The 24387-nt window shown below is 70.9% G+C and carries 25 protein-coding genes; 6 read left to right on the top strand and 19 right to left on the bottom strand.

The genetic code is table 11. The features are described from left to right. Window positions 1-19: 19 nt before the first annotated feature. Complete coding sequence (locus tag ACYSUO_RS34520; RefSeq protein ID WP_461780160.1) at window positions 20-2548, bottom strand: ATP-dependent Clp protease ATP-binding subunit; 2529 nt, start codon at window positions 2546-2548, stop codon at window positions 20-22. 430 nt (window positions 2549-2978) lie between these two features. On the opposite strand from ACYSUO_RS34520, the gene ACYSUO_RS34525 reads away from it, so the two are divergent. Then, window positions 2979-3626, top strand: a complete 648-nt coding sequence (locus tag ACYSUO_RS34525; RefSeq protein ID WP_461780203.1) for an SCO3374 family protein — start codon at window positions 2979-2981, stop codon at window positions 3624-3626. On the opposite strand, the gene ACYSUO_RS34530 is transcribed toward ACYSUO_RS34525, so the two are convergent. The 10 genes from ACYSUO_RS34530 to ACYSUO_RS34575 form a co-directional block, all read right to left on the bottom strand. Then, the gene (locus ACYSUO_RS34530; protein WP_266711306.1) at window positions 3605-3940 is read right to left on the bottom strand and encodes a histone-like nucleoid-structuring protein Lsr2; all 336 of its coding nucleotides are present in this window, start codon (window positions 3938-3940) and stop codon (window positions 3605-3607) included. The genes ACYSUO_RS34525 and ACYSUO_RS34530 overlap by 22 nt on opposite strands. A 249-nt stretch (window positions 3941-4189) precedes the next feature. Continuing rightward, window positions 4190-4750, bottom strand: coding sequence for an amino-acid N-acetyltransferase (locus tag ACYSUO_RS34535; protein ID WP_266711307.1), 561 nt, complete (start codon window positions 4748-4750; stop codon window positions 4190-4192). Between the two features lie 9 nt (window positions 4751-4759). Continuing rightward, window positions 4760-5176, bottom strand: a complete 417-nt coding sequence (locus tag ACYSUO_RS34540) for a BlaI/MecI/CopY family transcriptional regulator (RefSeq protein WP_461780161.1) — start codon at window positions 5174-5176, stop codon at window positions 4760-4762. Between the two features lie 127 nt (window positions 5177-5303). Continuing rightward, window positions 5304-5492: a hypothetical protein gene (locus ACYSUO_RS34545; protein WP_461780162.1), complete on the bottom strand. Its 189-nt coding sequence runs from the start codon at window positions 5490-5492 to the stop codon at window positions 5304-5306. 13 nt (window positions 5493-5505) lie between these two features. Continuing rightward, window positions 5506-6105, bottom strand: coding sequence for a hypothetical protein (locus tag ACYSUO_RS34550; protein WP_461780163.1), 600 nt, complete (start codon window positions 6103-6105; stop codon window positions 5506-5508). Between the two features lie 107 nt (window positions 6106-6212). Continuing rightward, window positions 6213-7010, bottom strand: coding sequence for a type III pantothenate kinase (locus tag ACYSUO_RS34555; RefSeq protein ID WP_426903002.1), 798 nt, complete (start codon window positions 7008-7010; stop codon window positions 6213-6215). Continuing rightward, window positions 7010-8011, bottom strand: coding sequence for a carboxylating nicotinate-nucleotide diphosphorylase (gene nadC / locus ACYSUO_RS34560; RefSeq protein WP_461780164.1), 1002 nt, complete (start codon window positions 8009-8011; stop codon window positions 7010-7012). Before nadC ends, ACYSUO_RS34555 begins: the two co-directional genes overlap by 1 nt. Then, the gene (locus ACYSUO_RS34565) at window positions 8008-9723 is read right to left on the bottom strand and encodes an L-aspartate oxidase (protein ID WP_461780165.1); all 1716 of its coding nucleotides are present in this window, start codon (window positions 9721-9723) and stop codon (window positions 8008-8010) included. The genes nadC and ACYSUO_RS34565 overlap by 4 nt, the downstream gene beginning before the upstream one ends. Next, window positions 9723-10679 carry a pantoate--beta-alanine ligase gene (gene panC / locus ACYSUO_RS34570; RefSeq protein WP_461780204.1) on the bottom strand — a complete coding sequence of 319 codons (957 nt, stop codon included), beginning with the start codon at window positions 10677-10679 and terminating at the stop codon, window positions 9723-9725. The genes ACYSUO_RS34565 and panC overlap by 1 nt, the downstream gene beginning before the upstream one ends. An 80-nt stretch (window positions 10680-10759) precedes the next feature. Then, window positions 10760-11659 (bottom strand): Rossmann-like and DUF2520 domain-containing protein, encoded by a 900-nt coding sequence (locus ACYSUO_RS34575; protein ID WP_461780166.1) that lies wholly within the window; start codon window positions 11657-11659, stop codon window positions 10760-10762. Window positions 11660-11832: 173 nt separating this feature from the next. Here ACYSUO_RS34575 and ACYSUO_RS34580 point away from each other — a divergent pair, with 173 nt between their 5' ends. Beyond that, the gene (locus ACYSUO_RS34580; RefSeq protein ID WP_461780167.1) at window positions 11833-12993 is read left to right on the top strand and encodes a threonine aldolase family protein; all 1161 of its coding nucleotides are present in this window, start codon (window positions 11833-11835) and stop codon (window positions 12991-12993) included. 9 nt (window positions 12994-13002) lie between these two features. On the opposite strand, the gene ACYSUO_RS34585 is transcribed toward ACYSUO_RS34580, so the two are convergent. Continuing rightward, on the bottom strand, window positions 13003-13224 hold the full coding sequence (locus tag ACYSUO_RS34585) for a hypothetical protein (protein ID WP_461780168.1): 222 nt from the start codon (window positions 13222-13224) through the stop codon (window positions 13003-13005). Window positions 13225-13401: 177 nt separating this feature from the next. Here ACYSUO_RS34585 and ACYSUO_RS34590 point away from each other — a divergent pair, with 177 nt between their 5' ends. Further along, window positions 13402-14508: a DUF5937 family protein gene (locus ACYSUO_RS34590; RefSeq protein ID WP_461780169.1), complete on the top strand. Its 1107-nt coding sequence runs from the start codon at window positions 13402-13404 to the stop codon at window positions 14506-14508. A 25-nt stretch (window positions 14509-14533) separates the two neighbouring features. Here the strand turns inward: ACYSUO_RS34590 and ACYSUO_RS34595 are convergent, their stop codons facing one another. Next, window positions 14534-15208, bottom strand: coding sequence for a response regulator (locus tag ACYSUO_RS34595; protein WP_426902995.1), 675 nt, complete (start codon window positions 15206-15208; stop codon window positions 14534-14536). 75 nt (window positions 15209-15283) lie between these two features. Further along, window positions 15284-16492 carry a sensor histidine kinase gene (locus ACYSUO_RS34600; protein ID WP_461780170.1) on the bottom strand — a complete coding sequence of 403 codons (1209 nt, stop codon included), beginning with the start codon at window positions 16490-16492 and terminating at the stop codon, window positions 15284-15286. 127 nt (window positions 16493-16619) lie between these two features. On the opposite strand from ACYSUO_RS34600, the gene ACYSUO_RS34605 reads away from it, so the two are divergent. Continuing rightward, entirely contained in the window at window positions 16620-17645 is a 1026-nt protein-coding gene (locus tag ACYSUO_RS34605; protein WP_461780171.1) for an SAM-dependent methyltransferase, read from the top strand. Here ACYSUO_RS34605 and ACYSUO_RS34610 read toward each other — a convergent pair. After that, entirely contained in the window at window positions 17610-18761 is a 1152-nt protein-coding gene (locus ACYSUO_RS34610) for an NADH-quinone oxidoreductase subunit D (protein ID WP_461780172.1), read from the bottom strand. The genes ACYSUO_RS34605 and ACYSUO_RS34610 overlap by 36 nt on opposite strands. Before the next feature lie 31 nt (window positions 18762-18792). On the opposite strand from ACYSUO_RS34610, the gene ACYSUO_RS34615 reads away from it, so the two are divergent. Both ACYSUO_RS34615 and ACYSUO_RS34620 read left to right on the top strand, forming a co-directional pair. After that, the gene (locus ACYSUO_RS34615; RefSeq protein WP_461780173.1) at window positions 18793-19308 is read left to right on the top strand and encodes a PH domain-containing protein; all 516 of its coding nucleotides are present in this window, start codon (window positions 18793-18795) and stop codon (window positions 19306-19308) included. Then, entirely contained in the window at window positions 19305-20654 is a 1350-nt protein-coding gene (locus tag ACYSUO_RS34620; RefSeq protein ID WP_461780174.1) for a PH domain-containing protein, read from the top strand. The genes ACYSUO_RS34615 and ACYSUO_RS34620 overlap by 4 nt, the downstream gene beginning before the upstream one ends. A gap of 121 nt (window positions 20655-20775) precedes the next feature. Here the strand turns inward: ACYSUO_RS34620 and ACYSUO_RS34625 are convergent, their stop codons facing one another. The 4 genes from ACYSUO_RS34625 to ACYSUO_RS34640 form a co-directional block, all read right to left on the bottom strand. Then, window positions 20776-21699, bottom strand: coding sequence for a hypothetical protein (locus ACYSUO_RS34625; protein WP_461780175.1), 924 nt, complete (start codon window positions 21697-21699; stop codon window positions 20776-20778). A gap of 157 nt (window positions 21700-21856) precedes the next feature. Beyond that, the gene (locus ACYSUO_RS34630; RefSeq protein ID WP_461780205.1) at window positions 21857-22828 is read right to left on the bottom strand and encodes an ABC transporter substrate-binding protein; all 972 of its coding nucleotides are present in this window, start codon (window positions 22826-22828) and stop codon (window positions 21857-21859) included. 83 nt (window positions 22829-22911) lie between these two features. Continuing rightward, window positions 22912-23580, bottom strand: a complete 669-nt coding sequence (locus ACYSUO_RS34635) for an ABC transporter permease (protein ID WP_461780176.1) — start codon at window positions 23578-23580, stop codon at window positions 22912-22914. Further along, a complete protein-coding gene (locus ACYSUO_RS34640) occupies window positions 23577-24326 on the bottom strand; it encodes an ABC transporter permease (protein ID WP_461780177.1) in 750 nt (249 codons plus the stop codon). The genes ACYSUO_RS34635 and ACYSUO_RS34640 overlap by 4 nt, the downstream gene beginning before the upstream one ends. Window positions 24327-24387: the final 61 nt, after the last annotated feature.

Raw genomic sequence — 24387 nt, forward strand, 5'->3', positions numbered from 1 at the left:
CAGGCTCGCCCCGGAGGGGTTACGCCTCCTTGCTCAGGTTCGGGCCGCCACCGGCAGCCGCGTCCTCGATCGGCGGGACGTCCGGCAGCGCCGACTTCTCCTCGCCGCGGAAGGTGAAGGTCTTGTTCTCGCCCTCGCCCTCCGTGTCCACGACCACGATGTGGCCCGGGCGCAGCTCGCCGAAGAGGATCTTCTCCGACAGGCTGTCCTCGACCTCGCGCTGGATCGTGCGCCGCAGCGGACGCGCGCCGAGCACGGGGTCGTAGCCCTTCTTGGACAGCAGCTCCTTGGCGGACTGCGAGAGCTCGATGCCCATGTCGCGGTCCTTGAGGCGCTCGTCCACCTTCGTGATCATCAGGTCGACGATCTCGAGGATGTCCTCCTGGCTGAGCTGCGGGAAGACGACGACGTCGTCGACACGGTTGAGGAACTCGGGACGGAAGTGCTGCTTGAGCTCGTCCGACACCTTGTTCTTCATGCGCTCGTAGTTGGACTTCGAGTCGCCCTGGGCCGCGAAGCCGAGGTTGAAGCCCTTCGAGATGTCACGGGTTCCAAGGTTGGTCGTCATGATGATGACCGTGTTCTTGAAGTCCACGACACGACCCTGGGAGTCGGTCAGTCGACCGTCCTCCAGAATCTGCAGCAGCGAGTTGAAGATGTCCGGGTGGGCCTTTTCGACCTCGTCGAAGAGAACCACCGAGAACGGCTTGCGCCGCACCTTCTCCGTCAGCTGACCGCCCTCTTCGTAGCCCACGTAGCCGGGGGGCGAACCGAAGAGACGCGACACCGTGTGCTTCTCGCTGAACTCCGACATGTCGAGGGAGATCAGCGCCTCCTCGTCACCGAAGAGGAACTCGGCGAGTGCCTTGGACAGCTCCGTCTTACCGACACCGGACGGGCCCGCGAAGATGAACGAACCACCCGGACGCTTCGGGTCCTTCAGACCGGCCCGCGTACGGCGGATCGCCCGGGAGAGCGCCTTGACGGCGTCCTTCTGGCCGATGACCCGCTTGTGGAGCTCGTCCTCCATGCGCAGCAGACGCGAGGACTCCTCCTCGGTCAGCTTGAAGACCGGAATGCCGGTGGCGGTCGCGAGGACCTCGGCAATCAGCTCGCCGTCGACCTCGGCGACGACGTCCATGTCGCCGGCCTTCCATTCCTTCTCGCGCTTGGCCTTCGCGGCGAGCAGCTGCTTCTCCTTGTCGCGGAGAGAGGCCGCCTTCTCGAAGTCCTGGGAGTCGATGGCCGACTCCTTGTCGCGACGCACGCCCGCGATCTTCTCGTCGAACTCGCGGAGGTCCGGCGGCGCGGTCATCCGGCGGATGCGCATCCGGGAACCGGCCTCGTCGATCAGGTCGATCGCCTTGTCCGGCAGGAAGCGGTCCGAGATGTACCGGTCGGCCAGCGTCGCGGCCTGGACGAGGGCCTCGTCCGTGATCGAGACGCGGTGGTGGGCCTCGTAGCGGTCACGGAGACCCTTGAGGATCTCGATCGTGTGCGGCAGCGACGGCTCCGCGACCTGGATCGGCTGGAAGCGGCGCTCGAGGGCCGCGTCCTTCTCCAGGTGCTTGCGGTACTCGTCGAGCGTCGTCGCACCGATGGTCTGCAGCTCACCGCGGGCCAGCATCGGCTTCAGGATCGAAGCCGCGTCGATGGCGCCCTCGGCGGCACCCGCACCGACCAGCGTGTGCAGCTCGTCGATGAACAGGATGATGTCGCCGCGGGTGCGGATCTCCTTGAGCACCTTCTTGAGGCGCTCCTCGAAGTCACCGCGGTAGCGGGAGCCCGCGACCAGCGCGCCGAGGTCAAGCGTGTACAGGTGCTTGTCCTTCAGCGTCTCGGGCACCTCGCCCTTGACGATCGCCTGGGCCAGGCCCTCGACGACCGCCGTCTTGCCGACGCCGGGCTCACCGATCAGGACCGGGTTGTTCTTGGTACGGCGCGACAGGACCTGCATCACGCGCTCGATCTCCTTCTCGCGCCCGATGACCGGGTCGAGCTTGGACTCACGAGCGGCCTGCGTCAGGTTGCGGCCGAACTGGTCGAGCACCAGGGACGTGGAGGGCGTGCCCTCGGCAGGACCGCCACTGGCGCCGGCGGTCTCCTTGCCCTGGTAACCGGAGAGCAGCTGGATGACCTGCTGCCGCACCCGGTTGAGGTCTGCGCCCAGCTTGACCAGGACCTGGGCGGCGACGCCCTCGCCCTCACGGATCAGGCCGAGCAGGATGTGCTCCGTGCCGATGTAGTTGTGGCCCAGCTGAAGGGCCTCGCGGAGCGACAGCTCCAGGACCTTCTTGGCACGGGGGGTGAAGGGGATGTGCCCGGACGGGGCCTGCTGGCCCTGACCGATGATCTCCTCCACCTGCTGGCGGACCGCCTCGAGCGAAATCCCGAGGCTCTCCAGGGCCTTAGCGGCGACACCCTCGCCCTCGTGGATCAAGCCCAGGAGGATGTGCTCGGTGCCGATGTAATTGTGGTTGAGCATCCGGGCTTCTTCCTGAGCCAGGACGACAACCCGCCGCGCGCGGTCGGTGAACCTCTCGAACATCGTTAATCGCTCCTCAGAGCGGTCAGGCAGTTAGGGGTCGGTCCCCTCCCTGTCCTTCCGCAGCTTAGTCCCGCAAGCGGGGACCGCTCATTCCATCTGCCGACACCCGTTCATGGTCTCCTGCCCCGAACGCCGACAACTGCTCCAACCCGATGGTGCGAGACGATGTTCCCGCAGGCCAGGCAGATACCCCCACCATCAGTACGCCGATGGCGAACGCAGACTGCCCGTCCTGCACGTGTCGCCCCTCCCACTAGGGATGTCTTACCCGTACGGACTGACACTCCATGCGGCGCACCCCGGTTCCCTCCGCTACGGGCGAACAACTTTGCGCCGCCCAGCGCTCCCGTACGCCCCTTTTCCGGACACACTACGCATGCAGTCGGCGACGGTGCGTAACCCCGGAGCGTCGGTGGCTGTTGCTCCTGGCATGGTCACCACCTCCGGCACGACCGTTCCCGCTCCCCGGCACCCGCTGACCGACACCGGACGCGATCCGGTGCGGCGGTGGTACGAGGACGAGCTCGGCTGGGCGACCGCGCCCGGCCCCGACGGCACACTGCTCCACACCGGGCTGCGCTTCGACGTCCTGGAGGTGCCGGCCGACGCCGGCTTCGCGATGCTGCGCAGACTCGATCCCCGGTCACCGGTGGCCGTGCGCGGGGAAACGATGCGGCTGCTGGTCGCCGCGGGCAGCGCGGACGAGCTGCCGGGGCTGCTCGACTGGCTGGAGTGGGGGGCGCTGCCCCTGGACCTCGTGGCCGTCGGGGCGGGCGGTCTCATGGACGCGCCGACGCCTCCGGGATGGTCCGGCTCGCAGGAGGCCGCCGTCTGGGTGCGGCCCCCCGAGCCCGGCTGCGAGGTGGAACCGGTGCTACCGGCCCTGACGAGCCTGACGGCCGTCTCGACCTGGTCGGTCGTGGGGGGCGGTGGGGGCGCCCCCGATCTCGTACGCCTCGTGGACACGGCGGCGACTCACTGCCACCGGGCCCGGCTGCGTCGCGGCGCGGCTGCGCCGGCGACCACGTCAACAAAGCGACCAATGCGGCCGTCCCGTCAGCCGTTGGCCTTCTCGTAGGCCTCACGGATCGACTGGGGAACCCGGCCGCGGTCGTTGACCTCGTAGCCGTTCTCCTTCGCCCACGCGCGGATCTGCGCGGTGTCCTGGTTGCCGCCGCCGGACGTGGCGCGCGCCTTGCCCCGGCCGCTCGAACGGCCACCGGTGCGACGACCGCCCTTGAGGTACGGCTCGAGGAGGCCACGGAGCTTGTCCGCATTGGCGGTGGTGAGGTCGATCTCGTACGACTTACCGTCGAGCGCGAACGTCACGGTCTCGTCCGCCTCGCCACCGTCGAGGTCATCGACAAGAAGGACCTGAACCTTCTGTGCCACCGGATTTCCTTTCATCGAAATCTGAAGGGCGGCCCCGCGACCACGGCCGCTGATTCGCCGTCCCCTTGTTATATGCAGTACTGCAGTACGTCGGAAAGCAAACCGCTTTTGCCCGAAAAACACAAACCCCTGGCTGAGATCGGGTAGAGATCCAGGAGTTGAACACTGCCCGCCCGGACCAAAAACATGCGCGATTCGGACATAGGGAACCGTTGCAAGCACGCATGCCGGAATAACGCCCGGCGGCGATCACAGATGCAGAAGCATCCGGCTGTTGCCCAAGGTGTTCGGTTTCACTCGTTCGAGACCGAGGAACTCTGCTACGCCCTCGTCATAGGAACGCAGCAGCTCACTGTAGACATCGGTGTCGACCGTATCGACAGGTGTCTCACCGATCTCCACGAAGGCGTGCTTGGCGAAGAACTCGACTTCGAACGTGAGGCAGAAAACTCGCCGAACACCGATCCAACGCGCGGTCTGCAACAGCTTCTCAAGCAACAGATGTCCGACACCGGAGCCCTTGACCTGCGGATCCACCGCGAGCGTGCGGACTTCCGCGAGGTCTTCCCACATGACGTGCAGTGCGCCGCAGCCGACCACGGCCGCGTTGTCGTCGCGTTCCGCGACCCAGAACTCCTGGATGTCCTCGTAAAGCGTCACAGTGGCTTTGTCGAGCAGGATCCCCTGTCGGCTGTACGCGTCGAGCAGGCGGCGCACCTCCGGCACATCGGCCGTCCTCGCCCTGCGTACGGTGACTGCTTTACGGGTCGATTCGACGGGTGACGCGACTTCGGGGAGCTCTGCTGGCATGTCCGGACGCTATCGCCCGGCTCCGTCGCCCGCTTCCTCGGGGGCCGAGGGGACTTCAGCCGGTAGTTCGGGCGAGACGATCCGCATGGCATCCCTGAGTGCCTCGCGCTGTGCCGGCGACATCATCCCGAAGAACGCGACGAGGGCGGCTGCGGGGTTGTCGCTCTGCGCCCAGGCCTCGTTCATCAGCGCTGCCGAGTACGCGGCGCGTGTGGAGACCGCCTCATATCGATAGGCCCGGCCTTCCGCTTCGCGGCGCACCCAGCCCTTCTGATGGAGATTGTCCAATACGGTCATGACGGTCGTGTAGGCGATGGACCGTTCCTGTTGGAGGTCCTCCAGGACTTCCCTCACGGTGACCGGGCGGTTCCACTTCCACACCCGCGTCATCACTGCGTCTTCGAGTTCTCCCAAGGGGCGCGGCACGAGAAGCACAATAGTGGGAGAAGTCGGTAATTCAACGTGGGACGTGGCGACGATCGCCGAGCAATGACAAAAGGGGCGCCCACCTGGGCGCCCCTCACTGCCGATTCCGTACTGGTCGCGCCCGCCCTCAGGCGGTCGCGTCCCGCTGCGTGCCGCCACCCTGTCGGGCGGACTCGGCGCGCGCGATGGCGGCGTCGACGGCCGCGTCTTCCTTGTTCTTCTTGTCGCCGCCCTGCGACTTCACGATGGTCACGATCAGACCGATGAAGAACGCGGCCATCACGACCGGGGGCACGAGCGCGGAGACGTAGTCCATGCCCCCAGAGTAGCTACCCGACGGCCAGTCGCTGCGATGGGGCCGGAGGTTGGGCGGGGCGGCGCTTCGGGGGGAAGACCTCGGCGGGGGTGGGGACCGGGCGCTGCGGGGTCTCGGGGGCCGGCTTGGCGGGCTTGCCGCCGTCCGCCGCCGACAGGCCGCCGGGCAGGGCGAGCAGGTGGGTGCGAGAGGCCGGGACGCGGGTCCGGTACAGCGCGTCGAACTTGTCGCGTACGCCCTGTTCCGCCAGGTCGTGGCAGCGGGCGAGGAGGGCCGCCGCGGCCGGGTTCGCGGGCAGTGCGCGCAGCGCCGCGAGGTCCTCGGCGCCGGGCTTGTGGCCCGCCGCCAGGGCCTCCTCGAGGAGGCTCAGATAGCCGGGAGCGGAGCCGGGCAGGGCGGCCCGGTAGCGGTCGAGGTCGGAGCGGAGGAAGGCGCGCATGCGGATGCCTTCCCGGCTCGCTTCGTCGAGCGACTCCGCGAGTCGCAGGCAGGCCCGGACATCCTCGTCCGAGGCGGGGCTGGGATGGAGGGCGAGGGCGAGGGCGCGTCGGAGCACACGCAGCTCTTCTGCACCGAACGCCAGGCCGCCGCGGTTTCCGTAGGGCGTGGGCATGAAATGACGGTACGGCCTATTACGGACAAATCGGCTTAACCGGCAATTTCCGGGCGTGCCTCGACGGAATGCCCGGGGTGCTTTGGCGGCACGCCCGGGGCCACCTCTCAGAGCCGCGAGACGTTCCGCTCGTACACCAGGCGCAGCCCGATCAGCGTCAGCCACGGCTCGTGCTCGTCGATGACCGTGGCCTCGCCGAGGACCATCGGCGCGAGCCCGCCCGTCGCGATGACGGTCACGTCGTCCGGGTCGTCCGCGAGTTCCTTCGCCATCCGGTTCACGACCCCGTCGACCTGGCCCGCGAACCCGTACACGATGCCCGCCTGCATCGCCTCGACCGTGTTCTTGCCGATGACGCTGCGCGGCCTGGCCAGCTCGATCTTGCGCAGCTGGGCGCCGCGCATACCGAGCGCCTCGACGGAGATCTCGATGCCGGGCGCGATCACGCCGCCCGCGTACTCGCCGCGCGCGGACACCGCGTCGAAGGTCGTGGCCGTGCCGAAGTCCACGACGATCGCGGGGCCGCCGAACATCTCGACGGCCGCGACCGCGTTGATGATCCGGTCGGCGCCGACCTCCTTGGGGTTGTCCATGAGGATCGGCACGCCGGTCTTGATGCCGGGTTCGACCAGGACGGCGGGTACGTCGCCGTAGTAGCGGCGGGTGACCTCGCGCAGCTCGTGCAGGACCGAGGGGACGGTCGAGCAGATCGCGATGCCGTCGATGCCGTCGCCCAGGGCGTCGCCGAGCAGCGGGTGCATGCCCATCAGGCCCTTGAGCAGGACGGCGAGTTCGTCGGCCGTCTTGCGCGCGTCCGTGGAGATGCGCCAGTGCTCGATGATCTCCTCGCCGTCGAACAGGCCGAGGACGGTGTGGGTGTTGCCCACGTCGATGGTGAGCAGCATCAGGCGTCCGCCTCGCGCAGGTCGAGGCCGATGTCGAGGATCGGCGAGGAGTGGGTGAGCGCGCCCACGGCGAGGTAGTCGACGCCCGTCTTCGCATACGTAGCAGCGTTTTCCAGCGTGAGGCGGCCCGACGACTCCAGGAGCGCGCGGCCGTCCGTGATCGCCACCGCCTCCTCGGTCTCGCCCGGCGTGAAGTTGTCCAGGAGGATCAGGTCGGCGCCCGCGTCGAGGACCTCGCGCAGCTGGTGCAGGGTGTCGACCTCGACCTCGATCGGCAGACCGGGGAAGCGGTCACGCACGGCCTGGAAGGCCTGGGCGACGCCGCCGGCCGCCACTACGTGGTTGTCCTTGACCAGGGCCGCGTCCGAGAGGGACATGCGGTGGTTGACGCCGCCGCCCATGCGGACCGCGTACTTCTCCAGGGAGCGCAGGCCGGGGGTCGTCTTGCGGGTGTCGCGGACCTTCGCCTTCGTGCCGTCCAGAACGTCCGCCCACGCGCGCGTGGCGGTCGCGATGCCGGAGAGGCGGCACATGATGTTGAGCGCCGTGCGCTCGGCAGTGAGCAGGTCGCGGGTGCGGGTGGTGACGGAGAGCAGCTTCTGGCCCGCCTCGACCCGGTCGCCGTCCTCCGCGTGCCGCTCGACCTCGAACTCGTCGGCGGCCACTACGGAGATGACCGCTTCGGCGACGCGCAGGCCCGCCACGACGCCCGCCTCGCGGGCCGTGAAGTCGGCGGTGGCGACGGCCTCTTCGGGGATCGTGGCGACGGTCGTGACGTCCACGCCGCCGTCCAGGTCCTCGGTGATCGCCATGTGGGCGATGTCCTCGATCTCGACCGGGTGCAGGCCCGCGTCGACCAGCAGCTGGGCGAGCGACGGGTCGAGGCCGCACTCCATGACGTCGGTGCCGTTCTCGTCGTTGCCCTGCGCACAGCCGCAGTTGTCGCCGCAGCCGCCGCTGTCGGCGAGGGGGAGGTCGGGGGTGGCGCTCACGTCGGTCACTGCTCCTGAGGGTTTTCTGCCGTTGCCGGAAAGTCTGCTGTGGGTGTGGTGTACGTGGCCAGAGTCCGGTCCGGATTCAGGCGTACGACGATGTGGCGGCGCCACGTGGCATCGTCGCGGTCCGGGTGGTCCTCGCGCCAGTGGCAGCCGCGGGTCTCCTCGCGACGGCGCGCGGCGGCGACCAGGACGCGGGCCACGCACAGGAGGTTGGTGGCCTCCCAGGTGTCGACCCCCGGCTCGGACGTCTTGCCGTTCTCCGTAAGGGAGTTGACCGCTTCGGCGTGGATGCGGCCGAGCTGGGCCGCGGCCTCGGCGAGGGAGTCGGCGGAGCGCAGGACGCCCGCCCCCTCCGTCATCACGCGCTGGATGGCGAAGCGGGCCTCCGGGGGCAGGAGGGGGTGCTCCGGGGTCCGCGGGTGCTCGACGGGCGCGGGTACGCGCGCGTGGAGGCCGTTCTCCGCGTGCTGCCGCTCGATGTCGTCCGCGATGCGCTCGGCGTAGACGAGGCCTTCCAGAAGGGAGTTGGAGGCCAGCCGGTTCGCCCCGTGGACGCCCGTGCAGGCGGCCTCCCCGCACGCGTACAGGCCCGGCACCGTGGTGCGCCCGTACAGGTCGGTGCGGACGCCTCCGGAGGCGTAGTGCGCGGCGGGGGCGACCGGGATGGGCTCGGTGACCGGGTCGATGCCGTGGGCGCGGCAGGCCGCCAGGATCGTGGGGAACCGGTTCTCCCACATGTCGGCGCCGAAGTGCCGCCCGTCCAGGAACATGTGATCGGTGCCCTGCTCCAGCATGCGCCGGGTGATGCCCTTGGCGACGATGTCGCGGGGCGCCAGCTCGGCGAGTTCGTGCTGGCCCACCATGAAGCGCACGCCGTCCGCGTCCACCAGGTGCGCCCCCTCGCCGCGTACGGCCTCGGAGACGAGCGGCTGCTGGCCCTCGGCGTCCGCGCCCAGGAACAGCACGGTCGGGTGGAACTGGACGAATTCCAGGTCGCTGACCTCGGCGCCCGCGCGCAGGGCGAGGGCCACGCCGTCGCCCGTGGACACGTGCGGGTTCGTGGTCGCGGAGAAGACCTGGCCCATGCCGCCGGTCGCGAGGACGACGGCGGGGGCCAGGACCGCGCCGACGCCGTCGTGCTGGCCCTCACCCATGACGTGCAGGGAGACGCCGGCCGTGCGGCCCTCGGTGTCCGTCAACAGGTCGAGCACCAGGGCGTTCTCGACGGTTTCCAGCCCGCGCGCGCGTACTGCTTCGACGAGCGCGCGGGAGATCTCCGCCCCGGTCGCGTCGCCGCCCGCGTGCACGATGCGGCGCCGGTGGTGGCCGCCCTCGCGGGTCAGCTGGAGGTCGCCCTCGGTGGACTCGTCGAAGTGCGCGCCGGTCTCGATGAGGCGGCGGACGGCGTCGGGGCCCTCGGTGACGAGAGTGCGCACCGCCTGCTCGTCGCAGAGTCCGGCGCCGGCGACCAGGGTGTCGTCCAAGTGCTGCTCGGGGGTGTCGCCCTCGCCGAGCGCCGCCGCGACGCCGCCCTGCGCCCAGCGCGTGGAGCCGTCGTCGAGGCGGGCCTTGGTGACGACGACCGTGCGCAGGCCCGCGGCGTGGCAGCGCAGGGCCGCGGTCAGGCCCGCGACTCCGGAGCCGACGACCACGACGTCCGCTTCGATGTTCCAGCCGGGGGTGGGGGCGTGGAGCCTTATGCCGGTGCTGCTCACTAGTGGCCTCCGAAGGTCAGCGGCAGGTTGTCGATGAGGCGGGTGGCGCCCACCCGCGCGGCGACCGCGAGCACGGCCTCGCCCTCGAAGCCGTCGGTCACGTCGGTGAAGTCGCGCGGGTCGACGAGCGCCACGTAGTCGAGCTCGACCGGCGGCTGGAGCCGCTTGGCCTCGTCGAGGATCAGGCGGGCCGCCGCGAGGACGGCCGAGGGGCGGCCCGGGGACGCCGTGGCGACGGCGTGCGCGTCGGCTGCGGCACGGGCCTCGCCGATCTTCCCGAGCGCCTTGGCCCGCGCGCGCGGGGTCGGGCTCTCGGCGGCACGCGCGCGCAGGGCCTCCTGCGCCGCGTGCCGGTCGCGGCCCGTGAACAGGGCGTCGGAGAGGGCCAGCGCGGTGCGGCGCTCGGCCGGGGACAGGTAGCGGTTGCGGGAGGAGAGCGCGAGCCCGTCGTCCTCGCGGACCGTGGGCACGGCGACGATCTCCACGTCGAAGTTCAGATCGCGCACCATGCGGCGCACCAGGGCGAGTTGCTGCGCGTCCTTCTGGCCGAAGAGGGCCACGTCCGCGCGCGTGAGGTGCAGCAGCTTGGCGACCACGGTGAGCATGCCGTCGAAGTGGCCGGGGCGCGAGGCGCCTTCGAGGCGCTCCCCCATGGGGCCCGCCGTGATGCGGACCTCGGGCTGTCCGCCCGGGTAGACCTCGTCGACGGACGGCGCGAACACGACGTCGGCGCCCGCCTGTTCGGCGATCTTCACGTCCGCTTCCAGGGTGCGCGGATAGCGGTCGAGGTCCTCGCCGGCGCCGAACTGCAGCGGGTTCACGAAGACCGTGACGACCACTTCGCCGTCCGTCCCCGCGCGGGCCCTGGCCGCGCGGATCAAGGTGGCGTGGCCCTCGTGCAGGGCGCCCATCGTCATGACGACGACGCGCCTTCCGGGACGCGTGCGGGCCCGCATGTCCTCGCCCTTGTGGACGAGCCGCGTGTGCGACGTCTTCGTAGGGCTCGCCTGTATGGAGTCCGTGGGGCTCGTGGGGCTCATCGGGTCTCCTCCGCACCGGTCGCGAGGACGCCCAGCAGGTCCTCGGCGAGCTCCGGCTTCAGCAGTCCGTGCGCGAGCGCGCGGTCGGCGGTCGCACGGGCCATCGCGAGATAGCCGGCGACGGTCTGCGGGGCGTGCTTGCGCAGCTCCGTGATGTGGGCGGCGACGGTGCCCGCGTCGCCGCGCGCCACCGGGCCCGTGAGGGCCGAGTCGCCGGACCTGAGCGCGTTGTCGAGCGCCGCGCCGAGCAGCGGGCCCAGCATCCGGTCGGGAGCGCCCACGCCCGCCTCGCGGAGCAGTTCCATGGACTCGGCGACCAGGGTGACCAGGTGGTTAGCCCCGAGCGCGAGGGCCGCGTGGTAGAGCGCGCGGTTCTCCTCCGCGATCCACTCGGGCTCGCCGCCCATCTCGATGACCAGGGCCTCCGCGGCCAGCCGCAGCTCCTCGGGCGCGGTGACACCGAACGAGCAGCCTGCCAGCCGCTGGACGTCGACGGCGGTGCCGGTGAACGTCATCGCGGGGTGCAGCGCGAGCGGCAGCCCGCCCGCGCGCAGCGCCGGTTCGAGGACCTTCGCGCCGTACCGTCCCGAGGTGTGCACGAGCAGCTGACCAGGGCGTACGGCGCCGGTCTCGGCGAACCCCTCGACCAGGCCCGGCAGGACGTCGTCGGGGACGGTGAGGAGCACCAGGTCGGCCTGCGCGAGGACCTCGGCGGGCGGCACCAGGGGCACGTCGGGCAGCAGTGTCGCCGCCCGGCGCACGGAGGCGTCGGAGACTCCGGAGACGGCGACGGGGCGGTGCCCGGCCAGTTGCAGGGACGCGGCGAGCGCGGGTCCGACGCGGCCCGCACCGACGACGCCCACGGTGAGGCGGGCGGGGCGGTCCTTCGGGTCCATGGGTTCGAATCGTGGGTTCGGAGGAGGGGGTGTCGTCACGAGGCGATGGCCTTCCGTTCCAGTCCGCTCGGGGTACCGGACGATTTCTCGTCATGTTAACGCTATCTGTGGGCGCGGGCCCTGGCTGTCCACAGGCTGTGGGCAAGCGCACGTGGGTGCGCCATGATCGACAGATGGACGGAACCGCCGAGAACACTGCCACGCCCGAGAAGACGCAGAACGAACGGCTGATCACCGCGTTGCGGGGCGCCAAGCGCAGGCTGGCCAGCGGGCCGCGGGAGGCCACGCTGGGTGAGCGGTGGGAGAGCCTGTCCGCCGCCGCGGCGGAGGCCGATCTGTCGGGCGACGTCGACATCTACGGGGACGGCGTCGTGGCCGACCTGGAGGCGAGGGTCGCCGCGCTGCTCGGCAAGGAGGCGGCCGCGTTCTTCCCCACCGGCACCATGGCGCAGCAGGTCGCGCTGCGCTGCTGGGCGGGGCGTACCGGCAATTCCACGGTGGCCCTGCACCCGCTGGCGCACCCGGAGGTCCACGAGCGCGAGGCGCTGACCACGGTGACGGGGCTGCGCACCGTGCACCCCACGCGCGCGGCGCGGCAGATCGACGCCGAGGACGTGCACGACTTGGACGAGCCGTTCGGGACGCTGATGCTCGAACTGCCGCTCAGGGACGCCGGGTTCGTGCTGCCCACCTGGGAGGAGCTGGAGGAGGTCTGCGAGGCGGCACGCGCGCGTGACGCCGTGATCCACTTCGACGGGGCCCGCCTGTGGGAGACCACGGTGCACTTCGGGCGCCCGCTGGACGAGATCGCGGAGCTCGCGGACAGCGTCTACGTGTCGTTCTACAAGTCGCTCGGCGGCCTCAGCGGCGCGGTGCTCGCGGGCCCGGAGTCGTTCGTCGGCGAGGCCAGGACGTGGCGGCACCGCTACGGAGGCCAGGTCTTCCAGCAGTTCCCGCAGGCGATCGCGGCGCTGGCGGGTCTTGAGCGGGAGCTGCCGCGGCTTCCCGAGTACGTGGCGCACGCGCGCGTGGTCGCGCAGGCGCTGCGGGAGGGGTTCGCCGAGGCCGGTGTCGCCGGGGCGCGGGTGTTCCCCGAGGTGCCGCACACGCACCAGTTCCGGGTCTGGCTGCCCTACGACGCCGAGGCGCTCACGGAGGCCGGGATCGCGCAGGCGGAGGAGGCGCGGACGGCGTTGTTCGCGCACTGGTCGCAGGAGGGTTCGGTGCCGGGGTTCGCGACCACGGAGGTCACGGTCGCCGGGGCCGGTCTTGAGTGGGGCCCGGACGACGTCCGCGCGGCCGTCGCGGACTTCGTGGGGCGGATCCCCGCGTAGGGGGCGGGGTCAGCAACCGGCCGGGTGGCCGCGGCGTCCCGACAGCCGGCGGGTCAGGGCCGCCCGGATCCGGCCGCGGGCCGGGCGGCCGGCCACGACCGCCTTGAACCGGCGGTAGTCGCGCAGCTCCCGGAGGGCGGCGACGTCGTTCAGACCGGGCGCCGGCGGAGCCGCTTCGCCGCGCTGGGCGGCCCGGTAGAGGTCGATGGCGTACTGCTGGGTGAAGCTCATGTCGAACACCTCGCCCTTCATCTCGATTGTCGCGCTGTGCCCCGGAATCAGCCTGTTTGCTGCCGTTCGGGGCCGATGGGTACGAGATTGCGTCCGGCGCCGCCGCCCGGTCACGTCGATTGACGGGAGTCGTCAATCGACGGCCCGACTGTCAGTGGCGGCGTGCACCATGGGGTCATGAGCGTGAGCATCGACATCACGGGCCTGGCGCCCGAGCGGATCCATGTCGTGCCCTCACCCCTGGCCGAGCTGGGCATGGCGCTGCACGCGCTGTCGGAGCCCGCCCACCACCCGGGGCTGCAGGGGTGGACGACGAGCGTGACGGCGTGCCTGGACCCGTGCCTCGCGGACCGGATGTGCGAGGCGGACTTCCTGTGGCGGACGACGTTCTCGGACGTCTTCACGCCGTCCGCCGGAATGCCGGGGCGGCGCACCCTGCCCGGCGCCACGCTCGCCGAGGAGCTCGACCTGCTCGACAAGCTCTCCGACGAGCAATTCGTTGATGCCGCACTGGAGTTCACGTGCCAGTCGCAGTACGCGGAGCGCGCGGTGAACCGGCTCGCTGATCCGGGCACCCGCGAGCGCGCGCTCGAACTCGCCGCCGCGCGCGGGGCGCCCCAAGTCCGCTTCACCCAGCGCCTGCTGGAGGACCCGCCCGCCGTCAGGTCGTGGTTCCGCGAGCTGCTGCAGGACTGCGACGAGGCATTCTTCTCGGACGTATGGGCGCGTGTGCGGCACCAGTTGGCGGCCGACGCGCGGCACAAGACGGAGGTGCTGCGCCGCAAGGGCCTCGGGGAAGCGCTCGCGGCGACCTCCTCCGCGGTCGCGCTCGACGAGGCGGGTCGCACGGTCGTCGTCGACAAGATCTCCGTGGGGCGTACGGAGACGGGCGGTGGCAATCTGATCCTGACGCCGACCAGCCTGGGGTGGCCGCATCTGTGGGTGCTGCACCGCAGCGGCTGGCAGCCGATGATCACGTACCCGATCGCCTCCCCCGGGCTCACGACACCGCCCTCCGTGGAGCAGCTGACGCGGCGCATGTCGGCGCTCGCCCACCCCACGCGCATGCGGCTGTGCCGGCACCTGGCCCGCGGCGCGTACACGACGAGCGAGCTGGCCGACGCGCACGGCATGTCCGCGCCGGAGATATCCCGGCACCTGTCGGTGCTGAAGAAGGCCGAGCTGATCACGACGCGGCGGCGCGGCCGCTATGTGCAGCACCAGTTGGACCTGAGCGTGGTCTCGCGCCTCGGCGGGGACTTCATCGAGGGGGTGCTGCGCTGACCGCCCGGGCCCGGTCGGTCGGGGCTCAGGCCCCGGCGCCGCCCGCCCGGACGAGCCCCGTCTCGTAGGCGAGGACGACGACCTGGACCCGGTCGCGCAGGTCGAGCTTGGTCAGGATGCGGCCCACATGGGTCTTCACCGTGGCCTCGGACAGCACCAGGCGCGCGGCAATCTCACCGTTCGAGTGCCCCTGGGCGACCAGGACCATGACCTCGCGCTCGCGCTCGGTGAGCCGCTGGAGCCGCTTGTGCTGCGGCTGGTCGGGACCGCTGGGCAGCATCGGGGCGAACCGGTCGAGCAGCCGCCGGGTCGTGGACGGGGCGACCACCGCGTCGCCGCTGTGCACGGCGCGGATCGCGGTGAGCAGCTCCCCCGGGGGCACGTCCTTGAGCATGAAGCCGGAGGCCCCCGCCCTGAGCCCCGAGAACGCGTACTCGTCGAGGTCGAAGGTGGTCAGGATGAGGACCTTGGGCGGGTCGGCCTCCGCGCAGATCCGCCGCGTCGTCTCGACCCCGTCGAGCTTCGGCATGCGGACGTCCATGAGGACCACGTCCACGGAGGTCGAGCGCAGCACCTCCAGCGCCTCGACGCCGTCGCCCGCTTCGGCGACGACCTCCATGTCCGGCTGCGCGGCGAGCACCATCCGGAAGCCGGTGCGCAGCAGCACCTGGTCGTCGACGAGCATGACCTTGATCGACATCGGGCGGTCCTCACTTGTACGTGTCGGTGGACTTGTACGTGTCATCTGTACGCGTCATCGGTGGACTTGTACGTGTCAATGGGCGGGCTTGAGAGGCAGCAGCACGCTGATACGGAAGCCACCGCCGGGCCGTGGTCCCGCGTCCAGCGTGCCGCCGACCATACCGACGCGCTCGCGCATCCCGATGAGGCCGTGGCCGCGGCCGTCCGCGCCCCCGTCCTCGTACAGCTCGTGCGGGGCGCCCTTGCCGTCGTCCTCGACGAGCAGGCCGAGGCCGTCGTCGAAGTAGACGAGGCGGACGCTGGCGCCCGCGTTCGGACCGGCGTGCTTGCGGGTGTTGGTGAGGGCTTCCTGGACGATGCGGTACGCGGTCAGCTCGACGCCGCTGGGCAGCGGGCGCGGGGTGCCCTCCACCCTGAAGTCGACCGGGAGGCCCGCCGTGCGCACCTCGTCGACGAGCTCCTCTATCTGCTCGACGTCGGGCTGCGGAACGTACTCGCCGGCCTCCTCGTGCTCGCCGGTGCGCAGCACGCCGAGCAGCCTGCGCATCTCCGCGAGCGCCTGCCTGCCGGTGCCGGAGATGGTCTCCAGGGCCTTCTTGGCCTGGTCGGGCGCCTGGTCGAGGACGTAGGCGGCGCCGTCGGCCTGCACCACCATCACCGACACGTTGTGCGCGACGACATCGTGCAACTCGCGTGCGATACGCGCCCGTTCGGCCGCCACCGCGACCTTCGACTGCGCCTCGCGCTCCTTCTCCAGGCGGTTGGCGCGCTCCTCCAGCTGTGCCAGATACGCGCGCCTGGTGCGCAGCGAGTCGCCGAGCACCCAGGCGAGGGCGAACGGCACCATCTGGAAGACCGTGATGAGGATCTGGCCGGTGGTGCTGATGTCGCCGACGGTGGGCCAGCGGAGCTGGGAGAGCGGCGCCGCGAACAGGCCGCCGATCAGACCGAGGCGGGACGCCCAGCGCGGGCCGTTCACCGCGCAGGTGTAGATGATGACCAGCATCGCGAAGTCCGACGGATTGATCTTCGCGTCGAACACCAGCTGGCCGAGGCCCGTGACCACCGCGAGCAGCAGCATCTTGTCCGGCATCCGGCGGCGCAGCGCGACCACCACGGACATCAGGCCGGCGCTGACGAGTAGCGCCGTCTCGTTCCCGTACGACGCACCGCCGGCCCCGCCCGCGCCCACCATGGTCACGGACATGCCGAAGAGAATCACGGCCCAGAAGCCGTCGACCCACGTCGGATGTCTGCGGAGGAAGTCGTAGACGCGCTGCACGTAACCCAGAGTAGGTATGCGTGCAGCGCGCAGGGGTCAACCGGAGGGTCGATCCGGACCCGGCGCGCGTACTCCTGAAGGTGGAGACCCCCACGGCGCGTGCGCCCGGCGCACTTAGCCTTCAGGTGTGGAGAACGGACAACAGGGGGCACCGCGCGGGTGGCGCGCGGCCACCGAAGAGGCGCTGTACGGACCGGCCGGCTTCTACCGCAGGCCCGAGGGTCCTGCGGGGCATTTCCGCACGTCGGTGCATGCGTCGCCGCTGTTCGCCGGGGCCGTCGCCGAGCTGTTGTGCCGGGTGGACGCGGCTCTCGGCGAACCCGACGGGTTGGCGTTCGTCGACATGGCGGCGGGCCGCGGCGAGCTGGTTTCGCGCGTCCTACAGGTGCTGCCGGAAAAAGTGGCGCTACGCGTGCGTGCCTACGCGGTGGAGAAGGCGGAACCTCCCGCCGGGCTCGACCACCGGATCGAGTGGCGGGCCGAGCCGCCCACCGGTGTCACCGGACTCCTCTTCGCGAACGAGTGGCTCGACAACGTGCCCCTGGAGGTCGTCGAGGCGGACGCCGACGGCACGGCCCGGCTGGTCCTCGTACGCGAGGACGGCACGGAGTCCCTCGACGCGGCGCCGCTCGACGAGGCGTCGGCGGGCTGGCTGCGCCAGTGGTGGCCGCTGCCGCCGGAGCCGGGCCTGCGCGCGGAGGTGGGCAGGACCCGCGACGAGGCCTGGGCGGCGGCCGTACGCACCCTGGAGCGCGGCCTGGCGGTCGCCGTGGACTACGCGCACACCCGCGCCTCCCGGCCCCCCTTCGGCACGCTCACGGGCTTTCGCGAGGGCCGCGAGACGCCTCCCGTACCGGACGGTTCCTGCGACATCACGGCGCACGTGGCGCTGGACGCATGCGCGACCACCCCGGGCGCCCGCCTCCTCACGCAGCGCGCCGCCCTCCGGGCCCTCGGCGTCACCGGCGGCCGCCCGCCGCTGGCCCTCGCCTCGCAGGACCCGGCGGCGTACGTCCGGGCGCTCGCGGGAGCGGGAGAGGCGGCGGAGCTGACCGCGCGGGGCGGGCTCGGCGACTTCGGCTGGCTGGTCGAACCCGTGCGCCTGCCGAGCGACGGCCTACTTGTCGATGTCGCCGACCACGAAGAACAGTGACCCGAGGATCGCCACCATGTCGGCGACGAGCGTCCCCGGAAGCAGCTCGGTCAGCGCCTGGATGTTGTTGTACGAGGCGGAGCGCAGCTTGAGCCGGTACGGCGTCTTCTCGCCCTTGGAGACGAGGTAGTAGCCGTTGATGCCGAGCGGGTTCTCCGTCCACGCGTACGTGTGGCCCTCGGGTGCCTTGAGGACCTTCGGGAGGCGCTGGTTGACCGGGCCCTGCGGGAGGTCCGCGATCCGGTCGAGGCAGGCGTCGGCGAGGTCGAGCGCGTTGTGCGCCTGCTCCAGGAGGCACTCGAACCGGGCCAGGCAGTCGCCTTCTTGTCGCGTGACGACCTTCAGGGTGTCCTGCAGCTCTCCGTAGGCGAGGTACGGCTCGTCGCGCCTGAGGTCGAAGTCGACGCCTGAGGCGCGGGCGATCGGTCCGCTGACTCCGTAGGCGTGCGCGGCCTCGGCGGACAGCACGCCCACCCCGCGCGTACGGCCCCGGAAGATCTCGTTGCCGAGGACGAGGTTGTCGTAGACGTCCATGCGGGAGCGCACGGACGCGACGGCCTCGCGCGCGCGGGTCGTCCAGCCGAGCGGCAGGTCCTCCTTGAGGCCGCCGACGCGGTTGAACATGTAGTGCATGCGCCCGCCGGAGACCTCCTCCATGACGTTTTGGAGTTCCTCGCGCTCCCGGAAGGCGTGGAAGACGGGCGTGATTCCACCTAGTTCGAGCGGGTACGAACCCAGGAACATCAGATGGTTGAGCACCCGGTTCAACTCGGCGAGCAGCGTCCGCAGCCACACGGCGCGCTCCGGTACCTCCATGCCCAGCATCCGCTCGACGCCGAGCACGACGCCCAGCTCGTTCGAGAACGCGGACAGCCAGTCGTGGCGGTTGGCGAGCATCACGATCTGTCGGTAGTCGCGCGCTTCGAAGAGCTTCTCCGCACCACGGTGCATGTAGCCGATGACCGGCTCCGCGTGCTGGATGCGCTCGCCGTCGAGCACGAGACGCAGGCGCAGCACACCATGGGTGGAAGGGTGCTGCGGACCGATGTTGAGCACCATGTCGGTGCTCTCCGCGGCACCACCGATGCCGACCGTGGCCTGAGTCGTGGGCGTCATGCCGACAGTGTCTCCTACGTAGGGTGGGCGCATGGAAACAGGGGCAACGGGGACTTCGGGCGTCGCGGGCACTCCCCCTGAGGCCGAACCCGCATGGACGGGCCTGCCACCCGGCCTGTTGAAGCTGCGCCGCCTGTTGCTCGTGCTGTGGCTGGTGCCGCTGGCCGCGGCGGTCGGGGTGCTGCTGTGGATCCTCGCGGGGCCGCCCTGGGCCGCGTTCGGGCTGCTGCCCCTGGCGGTGCTGCTGTGGGGCTGGGTGATGCTCGGCCGCAACTGGCGCTCGTGGCGGTACGCGGAGCGGGCCGACGACCTGCTGATCAGCCGCGGCATCCTGTGGCACCAGGAGACGATCGTGCCGTACGGGCGGATGCAGCTGGTCGAGGTGACATCCGGGCCGCTGGAGCGGAAGTTCGGCCTGTCCAGCCTGCAACTGCACACCGCCGCCGCGGCCACCGACGCGACGATCCCCGGCCTCGTGCCCGCGGAGGCCGAGCGGCTGCGCGACCGCCTCACCGAACTCGGCGAGGCCCGATCGGCGGGCCTGTGACGGCCTCCCGCGTCCCCGACGACGCCCCGGCCCACCAGCCCGCTCAGGACGTGCGAGAGCGGCGTCTGCACCCCGTCACGCCGCTGCGCCGCGCGTGGGCGCCCATCGCGATCCTGCTCGGCTGGGCCGTCCACGACATGGACCAGGCGCAGCGCCAGCTCGCCAACCTCAGCACCGCCGTGCTCCTGATCGGCATCGGTGTACTGGTTCCGGCGGCCGCCCTGTACGGATTCCTCACCTGGTGGTTCACGCACTTCGCCGTGACCGACACCGAACTGCGCATCCGTACGGGCCTGTTGTTCCGCCGCACCGCCCACATCCGGCTCGACCGCCTCCAGGCGGTGGATGTCACGCAGCCGCTCCTGGCCCGCTTCGTAGGCGTGGCCAAACTGAAACTCGACGTAGTAGGAGCCGAAAAGAAGGACGAGCTCGCCTTCCTGGGAGAGCGCGAGGCCGGGAAGCTGCGTGCCGAACTCCTCGCCCGGGCCGCCGGATTCGCGCCCGAGTCGGCGCAGGACGTGGGCGAGGCGCCGGCGCGGCCGATCCTGCACACGCCCCCGCGGATGCTCGCGGTGGCGCTGCTCCTGACGGGCGCACCCTGGGCGATGCTGCTCGCCGCGGTCGCCGTCCCGGTGCTCCTGTGGTTCGCCACCCACAACCTGTGGACAGTGATCGCGGTCGCGGTGCCGCTGGTCGGCGGGGCCTTCACCAACAGCGCGGGCCGGTTCATCAAGGAGTACGACTGGACGGTCAGCGAGTCCCAGGACGGGCTGCACATCGACCACGGGCTGCTCGACCGGGTGCACGAGACGGTGCCGCCGGGACGGGTACAGACCGTACGGATCGTCGAGCCGCTGCTGTGGCGGCGCCGCGGCTGGGTCCGCGTCGAGCTGCACGTCGCCGGGTCCTCGAACACCGCGCTCGTCCCCGTGGCGCCGCGTGAGGACGCCGAGGACGTCGTCGCGCGGATCCTGCCGGGGGTCACGGTGCCGAAGCCGGCCGACTTCGCGGGGGTGCCGCGGCGCGGGCGCTGGTGCGTGCCGGTGTGGTGGCGGAGCTACGGAGTGGCGGTCACGGAGACGGTGTTCGCCGCGCGCCACGGGCTGCTGCAACGCCGCCTCGCGCTCGTCCCGCACGCCAAGGTACAGAGCGTGCGCGTCACTCAGGGGCCCTGGGAGCGGCACTGGCGGGTCGCCGATCTGCACCTGGACACGGGCGCCAACAAGACGGTGACGGCCCGCCTGAGGGACGTGGACGAGGCGTCCGACCTCCTGCGCGCCCAGGCGGACCGCTCCCGTACGAGTCGGCGCGACGCGCGGCCGGACCGGTGGATGGCGGGGACGTGAGGGTTCCTTGACCGGGAGCCGGGTGAACGACTGAGGGGCGAGCCGGCTGCCCGCCGACTCGCCCCTCACCCGCTCGATCTCATGCCTGACGTGTCACGCCTGAAGCCTCACGCCTGAAGCGTCATGCCTGAAGTGCCGACCTCAGCTCGCCCATGTCGATCTGCTCCGTCTCGTCGTGCGCGGTCAGGTCGATGACCTGCTGCTCACGCTCGGCGTCTTCTTCGGAGACGTTGTCGCTGCCCTCGGCCTCGGGCCGGGACTCGGCCGCGACCTCCGCCGCCAGCTCCTCGCCCACGACGTCCGCCAGGTCTTCCCCGCCCTGCAGGGAGCGCCCCGCGCCGAAGAAGTCGAAACCGCCCTGGGGGACCTTCCGCGCGGGTGCCGCGGGTACGACCATCGCGGCGGCAGGCACGGTGAAGTGACCGGCCGCCGCCTCGGACTTCCCCTGGGAATCGGCCTCCTCCGCCGCGTGCGCCGCCGGCTCGGGCCGCGCGAGACGCTTGAGCGCGACATTGGCCTTCCGGTACATCTCCGGGGTCGGCCGGCCCGGCACGGCCGGGGGCACGGGCGGCAGCGCCCTCGCCGGGGCGGCAGCCTCTATCGCGAGCCGTCGCCGGCCCTCGAGCGCGCTGGCCCGCTCCGTCTCCGCGTTCGCGTACCGCCGCAGCAGCGCCGCGTGCTCGCCCCGCAGCGCGGCGAGCTCGGCACGCTTCGACCGCAGCTTGCCCTCCAGGCGGGTGCGCAGCTCACGCGACTCGTCGAGGTCGCCCTCCAGCTCCGCCACGGCCTCCTCGTGCCGCCACCGCTCGCTCGCGGCGCCGCGCGTCAGCTCGGCGACCCGCTTGCCCGCGAGCCGGTCCCAGCGGCGCATCACCACGGCGCCGATCACCGCCGCCGCGGCGGCCGCAGCGGCGACGCCCCGCAGAACGAGCGGATCCTCGGACAGCCAGGCGGCCCCCGCGCAGACGAGAGGCACACCGGCGATCACCGTCGGAGGCAGGAGGCGGTGCAGGGGCGGAGAATGGCGGTGGCGTCCACGTGGCATGGCCAGAAACTTACCGCGCGTAGGCAAATCACGAAGCCCCGCCCGGCAAAATTCGGACACACCTGTCACAGAAAACACCTAACCCCCGTACAGGCAAGGCCACTTACCGCGACCGATACCGATCGCCCCTCACTCCGGCGACACGCGCCGATCAAGATCATTTAGCGATGAGGTCCTTGGACTCCAGATACTCCTTCGCGACATCGCCTTCCTTCTGCCGCTCGGCGTCGACCTTCCGGTTCAGCTCGACGAGATCATCCGTCGTGAGCGCCTTCGTCAACTTCCCGAGGACATCGGCAATCTTCTTGTCGCCCGCATCCTTGGCGTTCACAACCGGAACGATGTTGTCCGCGTTCTGCAGCTTCTTGTCGTCCTCAAGAAGAACGAGGTCGAAGTTCTCCAGCGTCGCGTCGGTCGTGGTCGTCAGGACCAGCTGGTCCGTGCCGCTCTTCACCGCCTGCTTCGACTGCGTGGTGCCGACACCCTTGGGATCGATTCCCGTGACATCGATCCCGTACGACTTCTTGAGTCCCGGCGCGCAGAACGGCCGGGTCTCGCATTCGTCACCGGCCGCGATCTTCACCTTCTCGCCCGACTTGCCAAGATCCGAAAGAGTCTTCAACTTGTGCTTCTCGGCAAAGCTCTTGCTCACCGCGAACGCGTTCTGATCGACGGCCTCTCCCGCGTCCAGAACCTTCAGCCCCTGCGGCTCGGCCAGCTTGCGCAGAGCGGTCACCGTGGCATCGACATCGCTCGACGCGACCGGCTTCGCCTTGGGCCCGTTCTTCTTCAGGTTGAGGAATTCGGCGAGCGTCGCCGCGTATTCGGGCACCACGTCGATGGCTCCCTTGGCGAGCTGCGGCTCGTAGATCTCGCGGTTCTCCACCGTCTTGACCGACGCGTCGTACCCGGCGTCGGCCAATATCTGCCGGTACAGCTCACCGAGCACCTTGGCCTCGGTGAAACGCGCGGCGCCGATGACGACCTTGCCCTTCCCGCCGCCGCCACCCGACGCGCTCGCATCGTCCTTGCTCTCGAGGCTGTCGCCGCCACCGCACGCGGTCAGCCCCGCGGTCAGCGCACCCACGGTCACGGCCGCCAGGGCCACTCGACGCGTTCTGCTGTTCATCGCTCTCCTCGTCGCACTGCCGGAACTGACAACAAACACAAGCCCTCGCACCCAGGCCCCGGAACCGGGCCCCGGCCACTGGGTCACGCCCGCCTCCGCATGGGGTCGAAGGCCCACCCCGCCGCGACGAACAGGCCCTCCGCGGCCAGCGCGAGCGCGGCCACGAGCACCGCCCCCGCGACCACCTGCGGCGTGTTCTGAAGGCTGAACCCCGCCGTGATGATCCGCCCGAGCCCACCCTCCCCGGCCATCGCCGCCAACGTCGCCGTCGCGATCACCTGCACCGTCGCGGACCGCAGCCCGGTCATCACCAGCGGGTACGCCAGCGGCAGTTCGACGCGGGCGAAGACCTGGCGGCCGCTCATGCCCATGCCGCGCGCGGCCTCCACCACCGACCGGTCGACCTCGCGCATCCCCACGTACGCGTTGGTGAGCAGCGGCGGCACCGCGAACAGCACCAGCGCGATCAGCGTCGGCACATCGCCGTGCCGGCCGAGCGGGGTGAGCGTGAGCAGCACGAGGACTGCCAGCGTCGGTATCGCGCGCCCCACGTTCGAGATGTTGATCGCGAGCGCGCCGCCCTTGCCCTTGTGCCCGAGCCACAGGGCCAGCGGCAGGGCGATCAGGCAGGAGACGGCGAGCGCGACACCGCAGAAGTACAGGTGCTCGGCGAGGCGGTGCCACACCCCCTTCTCCCCTTGCCAGTTGGCACCCGTGGCCAGCCAGTCGTAGGCCCCCGATATCGCGTTCATGCCACCTTCTCCGGCTCGACGCGCGCCACGTCGTCGCGGCCGCGGAGCCCCCGTATTCGGAACCCGCCCCGGGCGGGCGCCCCCACCCTCGTCCACGGCGTCAACCACCGCTGCACACCGAGCAGCAGCAGGTCAGCCACGATCGCGAGCAGTACGCACAGCACGGACGCCGTGAGCACCTGCGCCTTGAAGTCGCTCTGCAGACCCCCGACGATCAGCGTGCCGAGCCCGCCGTAGTCGACGATCGAGCCGACCGTCGTCAGCGCCACCGTGGAGACCGTCGCGATCCGCACCCCGGCCAGCATCGCCGGGAGCGCCAGCGGCAGTTCGACCTCCCACAGCAGCCGCAGCGGCCCGTACCCCATCCCGCGCGCGGCCTCCCGCGCCTCCTCCGGGACCGCCTGAAGGCCCGCCAATATGTTCCGCACGAGGATCGTCAGGGAGTACAGCACGAGCCCCGTGACCACCAGCGAGGCCGAGAGCCCGAACAGGGGCAGCAGCAGCGAGAACATCGCGAGCGACGGGATCGAGTAGAGCACCGTGGTCACGCCGAGCACCGGCCCCGCGAAGACGCGGGCGCGCCGGGCAAGGAGCGCGAGCGGGAGGGAGACGATGACGCCGATCACCACCGCCGCCACCGTGATGCCGAGGTGCTGGACGGTCGCGTCGACCAACTCCTGGCTGCGGGTGCGCACATACTCCCCGCACACCCAGTCATTGGCCACCAGGCAGTTCTGCTCGCTCACGCCGGCCACCTCCCCCGATTCCCCGAACGTATGTCAGCCGGCCGCACACCCGCATGCACGT

This window comes from Streptomyces sp. UC4497, assembly GCF_054871485.1.

Coding starts and splice junctions, on each gene's coding strand:
- ACYSUO_RS34520 (WP_461780160.1), bottom strand. CDS start 2,548: ATGTTCGAGAGGTTCACCGACCGCGCGCGGCGGGTTGTCGTCCTGGCT.
- ACYSUO_RS34525 (WP_461780203.1), top strand. CDS start 2,979: ATGGTCACCACCTCCGGCACGACCGTTCCCGCTCCCCGGCACCCGCTG.
- ACYSUO_RS34535 (WP_266711307.1), bottom strand. CDS start 4,750: ATGCCAGCAGAGCTCCCCGAAGTCGCGTCACCCGTCGAATCGACCCGT.
- ACYSUO_RS34545 (WP_461780162.1), bottom strand. CDS start 5,492: ATGGACTACGTCTCCGCGCTCGTGCCCCCGGTCGTGATGGCCGCGTTC.
- ACYSUO_RS34550 (WP_461780163.1), bottom strand. CDS start 6,105: ATGCCCACGCCCTACGGAAACCGCGGCGGCCTGGCGTTCGGTGCAGAA.
- ACYSUO_RS34555 (WP_426903002.1), bottom strand. CDS start 7,010: ATGCTGCTCACCATCGACGTGGGCAACACCCACACCGTCCTCGGCCTG.
- panC (WP_461780204.1), bottom strand. CDS start 10,679: ATGCGGGCCCGCACGCGTCCCGGAAGGCGCGTCGTCGTCATGACGATG.
- ACYSUO_RS34575 (WP_461780166.1), bottom strand. CDS start 11,659: ATGGACCCGAAGGACCGCCCCGCCCGCCTCACCGTGGGCGTCGTCGGT.
- ACYSUO_RS34580 (WP_461780167.1), top strand. CDS start 11,833: ATGGACGGAACCGCCGAGAACACTGCCACGCCCGAGAAGACGCAGAAC.
- ACYSUO_RS34585 (WP_461780168.1), bottom strand. CDS start 13,224: ATGAGCTTCACCCAGCAGTACGCCATCGACCTCTACCGGGCCGCCCAG.
- ACYSUO_RS34590 (WP_461780169.1), top strand. CDS start 13,402: ATGAGCGTGAGCATCGACATCACGGGCCTGGCGCCCGAGCGGATCCAT.
- ACYSUO_RS34595 (WP_426902995.1), bottom strand. CDS start 15,208: ATGTCGATCAAGGTCATGCTCGTCGACGACCAGGTGCTGCTGCGCACC.
- ACYSUO_RS34610 (WP_461780172.1), bottom strand. CDS start 18,761: ATGACGCCCACGACTCAGGCCACGGTCGGCATCGGTGGTGCCGCGGAG.
- ACYSUO_RS34615 (WP_461780173.1), top strand. CDS start 18,793: ATGGAAACAGGGGCAACGGGGACTTCGGGCGTCGCGGGCACTCCCCCT.
- ACYSUO_RS34625 (WP_461780175.1), bottom strand. CDS start 21,699: ATGCCACGTGGACGCCACCGCCATTCTCCGCCCCTGCACCGCCTCCTG.
- ACYSUO_RS34630 (WP_461780205.1), bottom strand. CDS start 22,828: ATGAACAGCAGAACGCGTCGAGTGGCCCTGGCGGCCGTGACCGTGGGT.
- ACYSUO_RS34635 (WP_461780176.1), bottom strand. CDS start 23,580: ATGAACGCGATATCGGGGGCCTACGACTGGCTGGCCACGGGTGCCAAC.